The following is a 12,408-nucleotide window of genomic DNA, read 5'->3' on the forward strand; positions in this document are numbered from 1 at the left end:
TGAATATAAAGACTGTTAGGTTATAGGTTAGATGAAATCAGTTTTTTATTTGCTGTACTGGTACTTATTAGAATAACAGGCAATAAAAAACCCGCCTGAGCGGGTTTTCATATTCAAATTACGTTAGCTAAACTTAGCTACCAGAGCGGCTAGCACGCTTACGGTCATTTTCTGTTAAATGACGCTTACGAACACGAATATTTTCAGGTGTTACTTCAACTAACTCATCATCATCGATGAACTCAAGTGCTTGCTCAAGTGTCATTTGGATGTGCGGAGTTAACACTTGTGCTTCATCTGTACCTGATGCACGCATGTTGGTTAGCTGCTTACCTTTCAGACAGTTAACAGTTAAGTCGTTAGAACGTGAATGAATACCAATCACTTGACCTTCGTAAACTTCTGCAGCGTGACCGATTAATAGACGACCACGGTCTTGTAAACCGAATAATGCGAATGTTAGGGCTTTACCTGTTGCATTAGAAATCAATACACCGTTAGCACGTTGACCGATGTCACCGCCTTTCACTGGACCGTAATGGTCGAATGAATGGTAGATAAGACCTGTACCAGAAGTTGCAGTCATGAACTCAGTTTGGAAACCGATTAAGCCACGGCTAGGAATGATGAAGTCGATACGTACACGACCTTTACCATCTAGTTGTAGATCTTTCATGTCACCTTTACGCATACCTAATTTTTCAATTACGGTGCCTTGGTGCTCTTCTTCAACGTCAACAGTTAATGTTTCGAATGGCTCGCACATCTCACCGTCGATTTCTTTGGTGATAACTTCTGGACGAGATACTGCTAATTCGTAACCTTCACGACGCATGTTTTCAATTAAGATAGAAAGGTGAAGCTCACCACGACCAGAAACACGGAAACGATCTGGAGAATCAGTTTCTTCAACACGTAGTGCAACGTTGTGGACTAGTTCTTGTTCTAGACGCTCAAGGATATTACGTGATGTAACGTACTTACCTTCTTTACCTGCGAACGGAGAAGTGTTCACTTGGAAAGTCATTGTTAACGTTGGCTCATCAACTGATAATGCAGGTAATGCTTCAACTTGGTTAACACCACAAACAGTGTCAGAAATCTGTAAGTTACCTAAACCGGTAATCGCAACGATATCGCCGGCGTTGGCTTCAGCAACTTCGTGACGGTCTAGACCCATGTAACCTAATACTTGGCCCATTTTACCGTTACGAGTTTTACCTTCAGCATCAACGATTGTGACTTGCTGGTTAGTTTTAACACTACCACGCTTAATACGACCAACACCGATAACACCTACGTATGAGTTGTAATCAAGTTGAGAGATTTGCATTTGGAACTCACCTTCAGCATCTGCATCAGGAGAAGAAACCTTCTCAACAATCGCTTGGAAAAGCGGTGTCATGTCTTCGCTTGTTTCTTCTGGATCAAGAGTCGCGAAACCGTTTAATGCAGAAGCGTAAACGATAGGGAAATCTAACTGTTCGTCAGTTGCACCTAGGTTGTCGAATAAGTCGAATACTTGGTCGATAACCCAATCAGGACGTGCACCTGGGCGGTCAATCTTGTTGATAACAACGATTGGCTTAAGGCCTTGTGCGAATGCCTTTTTAGTAACAAAGCGAGTTTGAGGCATTGGGCCGTCAACTGCGTCTACTAATAATAAAACTGAATCTACCATAGATAGAACACGCTCTACTTCACCACCGAAATCGGCGTGACCAGGAGTGTCTACGATGTTAATACGGTAGTCGTTCCATTTGATGGCAGTGTTTTTTGCCAGAATGGTGATACCACGTTCTTTTTCAAGATCGTTAGAATCCATTACACGTTCTGCGGCTTCGCCTCGACTTTCAAGGGTGCCTGACTGAGCCAATAGCTTGTCTACCAAGGTCGTTTTGCCATGGTCAACGTGAGCAATAATGGCGATGTTACGTAAATTCTCTAACACGGATAAAACCTCTATACCATCAAATAAAAAATAGGAGTTTATAGGGCTGATAAGTATAGCCACTATAAAAAAGCGTGCCATTCTACTCCACCGAGCGCCGAGTAGATAGGATTATTTTTGAACAGGTCGTTTTTAATAAAAAATTAAACACTAAAGATAGAAGATAAAAACGAAAAAGGATCATACTGCCGCAATAAAATGACGCTTTAATGAACTAGATCAATTCATGCGCTAAAAACCCTGCACCGAAATGGACTTTTGCACCAATTGTGATCATAGTGGTGCACCGTATTTGTGCAATATGGCTTTTCCTATGGCTAGTGATTTTTTTATTAAGCTTTAAATCAATCACTTACCTTTCTGGCATGGAAATAGCTTTTAATTGAACAAATTCGCAAAGCAGATAGTTTGTCTGACGAATAACAAGATTATATTAAGGGACAACCCTTTACCCTACCGGAGGCTTAAGAATGTCAGTTGAATCAATATTAAAACAAATTGAAGAACTAGAAGTTAAGTTCGTAGATTTACGTTTTACAGACACTAAAGGTAAAGAGCAGCACGTCTCTATTCCTTCTCATCAAGTAAACGAAGATTTCTTTGAAGATGGCAAAATGTTCGATGGTTCATCTATCAACGGTTGGAAAGGTATTAACGAATCTGACATGGTATTGATGCCAGATCCTTCTTCTTTCTTACTTGATCCGTTTACTGAAGAAGTGACTGGTCTTATTCGTTGTGACATTTTAGAACCTTCTACTATGACAGGTTATGAGCGTGACCCACGTTCAATCGCTAAGAAAGCAGAAGAGTATTTAAAATCTACCGGTATTGCTGACACTGTATTAATTGGTCCAGAGCCAGAGTTCTTCTTATTTGACGACGTTAAGTTTGGTACTGACATGTCAGGTACTTTCGTAAAAGTTGACGCGAAAGAAGCGGCATGGAACTCAGGTACTAGCTACGAAGATGGTAACACTGGTCACCGTCCATTCGTTAAAGGTGGTTACTTCCCAGTTGCACCAGTTGATTCATCACAAGACATTCGTAGTGCAATGTGTCTAATTCTTGAAGAATTAGGTCAAGTTGTTGAAGCGCATCATCACGAAGTTGCTACAGCGGGTCAAAACGAAATTGCGACACGTTTCAACACGCTGTCAAACAAAGCGGATGAAATCCAAATCATGAAGTATGTTGTTCATAACACTGCTCATGCATACGGTAAAACGGCGACATTCATGCCTAAGCCAATTGTTGGTGATAACGGTAGTGGTATGCACGTTCACCAATCTTTAGCTAAAGATGGCGTTAACTTATTCTCTGGCGATAAATATGCAGGTTTAAGTGAAACTGCACTTTACTACATTGGTGGTATCATCAAGCACGCTCGTGCATTGAATGCATTCACTAACCCAAGTACTAACTCATACAAGCGCCTTGTACCGCATTTCGAAGCGCCTGTAATGCTTGCTTACTCAGCACGTAACCGTAGTGCTTCAATCCGTATCCCAGTGGTACCAAGCCCTAAAGCTCGTCGTATTGAAACACGTTTCCCAGATCCAACCGCTAACCCATACTTAGCATTCTCTGCATTGCTAATGGCTGGTCTTGACGGTATCCAAAACAAGATTCATCCAGGTGAAGCAATGGATAAAGATCTATATGACCTACCTGCTGAAGAAGCGGCTGAGATCCCACAAGTTGCAACGTCTCTAGAAAACGCACTAGAAAACTTAGCAGCTGACCACGAATTCTTAACTAAGGGTGATGTATTCAGTAAAGACTTTATTGAGTCTTACATTGCACTTAAGTCTGAAGAGTGTGAGCAAGTATCTCGTACTACTCACCCAATGGAATTCCAACTTTACTACAGCCTATAAGCCTTGGCTTAACGCTCATGTAAATTGGCCATAGGCTAAATTCAAAGCCCTTGATGATTATCATCAAGGGCTTTTTTATTGGTTACTTTTCGCCTTATCTCATTCCAAATTGAATTGTATCAATATGTATCTGATAACTTTTGGTTATGATGCTAATAAGGATTAACAATTATTCACCTTTCATTTTAGTCACTAATATACGCTCCATAACAAGCGCTTACACAGTCAGGTGACGGTATAGCAACAAGGTGGGACCACTCATCCTCAAGACTAAATTTAATGAGAGAAACAAATGAAAGTTAAACTATTAACCACGCTCGTTACTGCTGCTTTAATGACAGCTTGTTCATCAGATTCTTCATCTCCAGAAAGTGATTACAGAACCATTACTGTTGGTTTTGACTACGGGTTAATTATCGATCCTATGGCCACAGATGTTGCAGGTTCTGCTAGCGATCATTTATTAACTGATGATTATTACCTTCTTATTAACGGAGTTGATAATAAAGAAGAAGCGATTGGTCCTTTCAGTATTGATGATAGTTATATCTTTGAAGTAAGAGATGGTTACCATTTAGAAGTTGTACATGGTGAAATCTTAGAAAAGTTAGAAGCTGAAGTCACAGATGAGTATTCTGTAGCGGGAAATATGACGGTAGCGACAGATATCGATTCGTACACAATGACGCTTGAGAATAGGCATTTTACTTATGTGACGGTTGATTCAAGTGAAAAAATCGACAACATTAAGGTTAATGGTGAAGAGCTATATGACAGCGAAGAGAAAAGCTACTTTCACGCATTCGTAAATGGTGAAATATACATTATCGAAGGGGTTACAGAAATGGGACCTTTCGAACAAGAATTAGAAGCTGTAGTAGGCCAACATCATAAGTGGTACATCATTGAAGGTGATGGTGGTTTCGAAATTGAGAACGATTGGGATATTGTTGATCGACCTGCTGAGCCTCAAGAGCCAACTATTCCAGAGCCGGATTTTAGCTATAAGGGGTTAGAATTGGTAGCCCTTGATCCTGAAACTGCTACTTATACCGCAACTGTGAACTCTGAAGCGTTTCCACAGACTGGCTTATTAGTGCCTTCTGATGTTTCTATTGCTCAAGTTAAATTTGAAGCATGGATGAAAAAAGACGATGAATTATATGGCTACACCAATATTTGGCTATCTGATGGCGTTGCAACTAAATGTGCGACCATTTTTAGCGATGAAACTGTGAAGTTTTACGACACGAATTCGTGTAGTGCTGGAGAAGCTGAGAACTTCAACTCTTGGGCAGAGTTTACGGAAGAAAGAGACGATTTAGCGTTTCAAAAAGGACGTCATGAGTTTGGCTTAGGCTTGGTGAACATTATTCATCGTAATGCTCAAGCTCAAGAGGATGATGTCGTTCAAGTACATATGTCATATGACGTTATTGTAGAAGAGGATTGTGATTATCATCGTGTTGATAATGGCACGTGCGTAGGACAAAGTGTGGAAATAAAAAATACCCAGTCACGTACTTCAGTGGGTATTCAAATAGAAGGCTTTGAAGCAGGCGTGACAACGTTATCAGAGTTAGCTAACCCGCAAGTTTCATTAGAGAATGAACAAGACGCGTTCATTAACTTTTATTGTAAAGCAGGGCTGCAAGCAGACAGTATTAGTTATCAATTAACTCAAGATTGGGACACATTTACAAAAGCTAACCAAGATTGTGAACTTGTGTCGTATCAAGGTTTTGATGCTTTAGGTAGTCATGCGGTTCTAAGAAGTGGCAGCACGACACTAAATCAACATCAATTTAGTCTTTCTAATTTCGAAATTGTTAAACAGTAATCGGCCTAGAGCTTGATTAATGAGGTATTGATTGTGTTTCAATACCTATTTACCTAAATTTAGCCATTTGGTTGCTCACGCCCAGTACTTTATTGTGCTGGGCTTTTTTGTGAACTCTCATCAAATACTTGTGCTATAAGGTGGCTAAGCCAATTCATTAATGGACTGGAACGATTTTTATAGTGGATATATGTAGCAATGTCTTGCTGAAGCCATTTTTCTTTGTTTTTAAACTTAATAGCACGTAATTGAGGGTAAAGGCTCATATCAAGAAAGCCAGATAAAGGCACAATCATGTCTGTTTTACTCACGGCCTCAATAACAGCAGAAGGCAGTTCTGAACGAAACTTAATAGAGTAATCTAGATTATATTTTTCAAAGACTTGTTGAGCAAAAGTGCGAGTGGCATTCCAATCTGCTGCGATGATAGTGGCAAAGTCAAATTCGGCAGCTTCAGGGATAGTGATAATATTCTTTTTACAAGGGTGCCCATTTCTCACGTAGCATTTAAACGTATCTTGAGCTATCACAGTTTCAGAAATCTCTCCAGGCAACTGACTTCCTTGATAATTAATTCCTAAATGTATTTGATCTTGTTGAATACTAGCTAAAGTGTCATTAGACCATTTATACATATGAACTTTGCAGTTTGGTGCCGCAGCATGAATTATGCCATACAGCTTACTGCCGATACTGTTGAGTAAGAATGAAGAAAGGGCAATATTTAGCGTGTCATCTAACGCTTCAGGTGAAAAAACATTGGCACTGTTAATCGCAATTTCAAGATTTTGGTAGATTGGGCTAGCACTTTTATAAAGCTTGTCAGCAAATGACGTAGGCTCAAGGCCAGTAGATATTTTCACAAACAACTCTTCATCAAAATGATGGCGAAGCTTTTGTAGTGATTTACTGATAGCGGGCTGAGTGACGAATAAACGATTGGCGGTTAAACGCATATTTCGTTCTTGGTACAAAATGAAAAAGACATGTAACAGGTTCAAATCAAGGTTCTGAAATAAATTTTTAGCCATGGTTTTGCCTTTCATTTTGCTGGTGAATCTAATCTAGCAGTTATCCTCTACTTACCTCAATTTATAGTTGTATTTTATAAAGATTTTTCCCTTTTGCAGTTAATTGTCGGTATATTAATTGTGCAATCAAATGGATTAATCGTTGCTACTGTTCGAAGCGAATTCAGCACAGCCCGTTATACTCAATATTACGCCAGCTAAGACTAAGGAAGGATAATGATTAATTACGCCAGTCATCGATGGTTTCATAAGCTTTGCATTAGCTTGACGCTTTGGATTTGTTCCTTTTCTGCAATGGCTCTCGAATGGCCTCAAGAAGTCGAAACTAAGCTAGGTACGTTAGTGGTATATCAGCCACAGCCAGAATCGCTTGAAGGTAATGTGCTGCAAAGTCGTGCGGCTATGTCATTTGAAGTGAAAGACCAAGCAGACCCAGTATTTGGCGCTTTTTGGTTTAGTGCCAGAATCGATACAAATGATGATGTCACTACGGTTCGCAATATTCAGGTGACAGAAGTACGCTGGCCGTCATCAACTGAAGAAGATCAGCAAACCTTTACCGATACGGTATCTGAAGCATTAGCGAGCACCAGTTTTGAAATCTCAATGGCACGCCTTTCTGCCAGTTTAGAAACTGCAGACCAAGTTAAACGCAGTTTAGATAATATTAAAAATGACGCGCCAGAAATTATTTTCAGCTCAAGGCTGAGTGTGTTGCTGTCTTATGATGGCGAACCTCAATTCCGTGATATCGACAATAGTGATTACGAGCGAATACTGAATACGCCATTCGCAGTGGCTAGAGATAAAAAATCTAAAAAACTGTACTTGAGCAGTGGGACTTATTGGTACGTTGCGGACGATCCAATGGGGCCTTGGCAAGTCACTCTTTATCCACCTGAAGACTTGGTCAGTATGGTTAATACCGAAGATGACGAGCCAGCTAAAAGTACGGCTAATGCGCCGCACATTATTACTTCTGATGAACCAACTGAGTTAGTCTCGACAGATGGTGCCCCTAAATGGCTGAGTCTGATTGATGGTAAGTTATTGTACGTTAGTAATACCGAAACACCGTGGATTAGAGAAACCAGTTCAGGCGACATGTATGTTTTGCTTTCTGGACGCTGGTTTAACTCGAAAAAACAAGCTGGTCCTTGGGCCTTTGTGAGAGGTGATAAGTTACCTGAAAGCTTTAATGATATTCCACCTGAGTCTGATATTGGTGGCTTGAGAGTATCAGTTGCTGGCACTGATGAAGCGAATCAAGCGATGCTCGATGCGCAAATTCCACAAACTGCAGCCATTAAACGTGATGAAGCCAAGCTAGAAGTCGAATATGACGGCGAACCTAAGTTTGAAGCTGTAACTGGCACAGCCGTTTCTTATGCTGTGAATACCTCTACCCAAGTCTTGTTGATTAATAAGGTGTATTACGCCGTTGATAATGGTGTGTGGTTTACATCAAAAACGGCTAAAGGTCCGTGGATTGTTGCTGATGAGATCCCGAATGAAGAAATCGCGCAAATACCGGCTAGCTCACCTGTTTATAACACGACCTATGTGCAAGTTTATGATTCAACCCCAGAGGTGGTGTATGTTGGATATACCCCAGGTTATATGTGGTCGTATCCATACTATGGCGTACCGATTTACGGTACGGGTTGGTATTACCCACCTTATTGGGGCCGCTATTATTATCCTCGTCCACCAACCTGGGGCTTGCATGTTGGCTATAACCCGTGGACAGGCTGGAATGTGGGTGTGACCTGGAGTAATGGTTTTTTCCGTGCAGGCGTCGTGTGGGGCGGAGGTTATGGTTATCATCGACCTTATCGTTGTTGTGGTGGTTACTACGGTGGCGGGTATCGCCGTCCTGTAGTGATCAATACTGGTGACATCAACATTGGGAACAGTATCAATGTCGGTAATCGTACTAAAATTTCCAATAGAATGAATAAAGCTAATATTAATGGTAATCGAGTCGGTCGAGATAACTTATATCAACGCCCTGCGACCCGAGATCGGTTAGCCAGCCCTGCAATTGCTAATCAAAACCTTAAAAAAGCGACGCACAACAAGAATCGTACAAATGATGTGTTTGCCGATAAGCACGGCAACGTGGCTCGTGATAATCAAGGTAAGTGGGAAAATCGCAGTGATGGTAAATGGAATACTGCGCCGTCTACTCGTGATTTGAGTAAACCTAGCAGTGTAAGCAAGCCTTCAACTTTACCGTCTAGTCGTCCATCGACTCAGCCCACGTCTAGGCCTTCTACTATGCCGTCAAGTAGGCCGACAACACGACCTTCAAATATGAATAATTCAATTAACCGTAGCCGTCCTACTGGCGGCTTTGATCATCAAAGTTTGAATCGTTCACGACAAGCTCGTCAATCCGGTATGGCAAGAGAAGGTCATGCTAGGGGACGTCGCTAGTTCAGATGAATAAAGCCTGTTTTTACAGGCTTTATTCACTTCTGCATCATTGAAATAAAGATTGAAATCAGATGTTAATAATGGAATGGATTTATGTGGAACACACTTAAAGCTTATCGCTCATCGATAATTCTACTTGTGGCGTTAATGCTGGGTGGGATGTTTGGTTTTTTACTGCCAGAAATGGCAATAAAACTTAAACCTATCGGGCAAATTTTTCTGAATTTATTGTTCATGATTATCGTGCCATTAGTTGCAGTTAGCGTTATGTCATCGATTGCCAAAATGACTGACTTAAAAGCATTAGGGGCGATTCTCGCCTCGATCATGGCGGTATCAGTGATGATGGCTATGATCCCCGCAATTGGCATTGTGTTGTTAGCACTGGCTTATGATCCTGCTCAAGGGGTCACGCTTGAGCTAAAAGAGACTGTGGAAACCGCAGGGAGTATGGATTTTGTAAGTTTATTGACAGCGAATGATTTTGTGGGGTTATTGTCTAAATCGAATATTTTGGCATTAATTATTATGTCAGTGATTAGTGGCATCGCCATTGGTCAATCAGGCGAAGATGGACGTAAAGTTTCTGCGTTACTGGATAGCTTAAATACAGTCATCATGAAAATCATTGCCATATTAATGTATCTTGCGCCCATTGGCTTAGGGGCCTATTTTGCTGCCACTATGGCCAGCCAAGATGCAGAGTTAATGGGCACCTTTGCCCGTGCCGTGGGATTATTCTTGGTGGCGACTCTGGTCTACCTCACCTTAGGGTCAACTGTATACGCATGGCTTGGTGGAGGTATTCAGGGCGTAAAGCGCTTTTGGCAACATATGCTGGCACCAGCAGTAACAGCATTGGGCACCAGTTCATCACTTGCGACCTTACCGGTCAATATTCGCAGTGCCAGCAAAATGGGCTTGAATGAGCAGATTGCTGAGATAAGTTTGCCGTTATTGGTGAACTTAAATAAAGGCGGTGCAGCAATGATCACGGCTTTGAAGATAGTGTTTATATACTCGTTGCTGGGGATGGAGTTTACCTCTGAGGTATTCATGCTCACCATTTTAATTTCGGTGTTGTCTGCGTTTGTGATAGGTGGAGTCCCGGGAGGCGCTTTTCTTGGAGAAATCTTTATTGTCACCACCTTGGGACTGCCCCTTGAGGTGATCCCTATCTTGGTGATTCTGGGAGCAATTACAGATGCGGCATCAACCGTGATTAACGTAGTGCATGATTTAACCGCAACGCAGATTATTGAGCGAATTAATGGTAAACAATATCAGGCCGAATCAGTCGGTTAAATCGTTTATCAATCAGCGTGTTTTATTATCTAAATAACCAGGTTTGATGATTGTGAGAATGGCTTTTACTGCTTATTGCTATAGGCCATTCATTACAACTAGAGTAACTATTCAGTTTTCGACGCTAATGGTTGAACAGTCTTTGAGCATATGTAACAATGCGCATCAAATTTTGTAACATTATTTTACACTTAGCTCATGCAACATTATGTAGATTAATTGACTAAGTATGAGAAAAATAAACGTCATTTTAAGGCGTATAACAGATGCTAATGCGTGATGATATGACTGAGCCGCGTTTCTATACACGGTTTTATTATTGTAAATTAGCGAAGTAACCTGAGCATGGAATCTCAATGAAATTACCTTTTCGTCATTTACTGTTTCTGGTGATGACTTTTATGTCAATAATCCCCATTACAGCAATTTCATTTTGGTCTGCAAATTCTGCCCTCGAAAACGAATATAAGATGGTCTATGACAAGCACTTATTGCTTGCCAATAACATTACCACGGCATTAAATCGATATGCTGTGGATGCCTTAGCCATATTTACTGCGGTGACCAATACCAGCGCCAACAAAGCTGAATTAGACAATGATATGCAGCTGCTATTGAACTCCATTGATGTCGCATCTATTGCCATGTATCAACCAAATGGTCAGCGTAAAAGGGTACTTTTGGGCTCAGAGCAAGCTCAACCTGATGACTTAACCAGCGAGCTCAATCCTTTTGAATTAACAGGGCTAGCGCAAGCACGATTTACTCCTGTACATAAACAAGGTGTCGATGTGCCCACTTTGTACATGATCCGTCAAACCGCTGATGGCAATATTTGGTTAGCTACCTTAAAAGCGACTTATATTGAACAAGTGCAAAATGCGGTCATTTTTGGTGAGAAAGGGCATGCTGCTATTGTCGATCAGTTAGGAAATGTATTGGCGCACCCAAATAAACAATGGCAGTCTGAAGCTAAAAACATCAGCAAGATCAGTATCGTTCAGCAAATGATGGCGGGAGAGTCTGGCGTGAGCCAGTTTTATTCACCTGCAGTGAAAGCAGATATGATTGCGGGATTTGATGTTGTGCCAGCAACAGGTTGGGGCGTGATGATACCGCAGCCATTGACTGAGTTAGATCAACGTGCATTTGATGTGATTAAAGTGACCTTATTGATTGCGTTTGTTTCGTTATTGGTGTGCTGCGCTATTAGCTGGTGGATTGTTGGTTTAATCACTCGCCCAATTGATATTTTAACGGCTAAAACACGCCTTATTACCGAAGAGGCTAGCGATACTGTTTCTCGACGTTATCGTGGTTTTCATACTGCTGAATTTGCCAAGTTATTCGATAGTTTTAGACAAATGTCATTAGAAATTCGTAATGGTCGAGAAGAGCTAGAAATTAGAGTCGCACGCAGAACCGCTGATTTGGCTCAAGCGCAGGCTAAAGCGCTTCATTTAGCTAACCATGACACAGTGACTGGGCTTGCCAACCGTGTGGCAATCAGGGAGCAAATAGCGTCGTTATTGCACGAGAGTAAACACTTTTCTTTATTGTTTATAGATCTCGATGGTTTCAAAGCCGTCAATGATCAATACGGCCACAAAGTCGGTGACATCTTATTGAAAACCTTGGCTGACAAGGTCAATAAACATTTGTTCATTGATGATGTATTAGCTCGATACGGTGGCGATGAGTTTATTGTACTGATGCCAAATATGGATTCTATCGTAGCAGCTGAATGTGCCGCTGAAAAACTACTACAATTATTCAGTGAACCATTGATTATTGAGGATAAAGTGATAGCAATTAGCGCCTGTATTGGGCTTGCGCTATCAATAGGGAAAGATAAAGACACGGATAGCTTAATTCATCGTGCTGATACCGCAATGTATCGTGCAAAACATCAGGGTAAAAACCAAGTTGCAGTGGCAAGTTGATGATGCTTTGTTGTTATTT

General features: G+C 41.2%; 7 protein-coding genes. 5 read left to right on the forward strand and 2 right to left on the reverse strand.

Annotated elements, in window-relative coordinates:
• Nucleotides 1–133: 133 nt before the first annotated feature.
• On the reverse strand, nucleotides 134–1,951 hold the full coding sequence (gene typA / locus ACGEDC_RS09710; protein ID WP_055025409.1) for a translational GTPase TypA: 1,818 nt from the start codon (nucleotides 1,949–1,951) through the stop codon (nucleotides 134–136).
• A gap of 470 nt (nucleotides 1,952–2,421) precedes the next feature.
• On the opposite strand from typA, the gene glnA reads away from it, so the two are divergent.
• On the forward strand, nucleotides 2,422–3,831 hold the full coding sequence (gene glnA, locus ACGEDC_RS09715) for a glutamate--ammonia ligase (RefSeq protein WP_055025348.1): 1,410 nt from the start codon (nucleotides 2,422–2,424) through the stop codon (nucleotides 3,829–3,831).
• Nucleotides 3,832–4,123: 292 nt separating this feature from the next.
• Nucleotides 4,124–5,671 carry a hypothetical protein gene (locus tag ACGEDC_RS09720; protein WP_394497915.1) on the forward strand — a complete coding sequence of 516 codons (1,548 nt, stop codon included), beginning with the start codon at nucleotides 4,124–4,126 and terminating at the stop codon, nucleotides 5,669–5,671.
• A gap of 89 nt (nucleotides 5,672–5,760) precedes the next feature.
• Here the strand turns inward: ACGEDC_RS09720 and ACGEDC_RS09725 are convergent, their stop codons facing one another.
• Nucleotides 5,761–6,702 (reverse strand): LysR family transcriptional regulator, encoded by a 942-nt coding sequence (locus tag ACGEDC_RS09725; protein WP_394497917.1) that lies wholly within the window; start codon nucleotides 6,700–6,702, stop codon nucleotides 5,761–5,763.
• A gap of 216 nt (nucleotides 6,703–6,918) precedes the next feature.
• Between ACGEDC_RS09725 and ACGEDC_RS09730 the strand changes: the two genes are divergently transcribed.
• From ACGEDC_RS09730 to ACGEDC_RS09740, 3 genes are all read left to right on the forward strand, one after another.
• On the forward strand, nucleotides 6,919–9,141 hold the full coding sequence (locus ACGEDC_RS09730) for a carbohydrate-binding family V/XII (protein ID WP_394497919.1): 2,223 nt from the start codon (nucleotides 6,919–6,921) through the stop codon (nucleotides 9,139–9,141).
• A 93-nt stretch (nucleotides 9,142–9,234) separates the two neighbouring features.
• Nucleotides 9,235–10,446, forward strand: a complete 1,212-nt coding sequence (locus ACGEDC_RS09735) for a dicarboxylate/amino acid:cation symporter (protein WP_282167527.1) — start codon at nucleotides 9,235–9,237, stop codon at nucleotides 10,444–10,446.
• A gap of 356 nt (nucleotides 10,447–10,802) precedes the next feature.
• A complete protein-coding gene (locus ACGEDC_RS09740) occupies nucleotides 10,803–12,389 on the forward strand; it encodes a sensor domain-containing diguanylate cyclase (protein ID WP_394497922.1) in 1,587 nt (528 codons plus the stop codon).
• Nucleotides 12,390–12,408 lie beyond the last annotated feature (19 nt).

This window comes from Shewanella sp. ENK2 (assembly GCF_043568515.1).
GTDB lineage: Bacteria > Pseudomonadota > Gammaproteobacteria > Enterobacterales > Shewanellaceae > Shewanella > Shewanella japonica.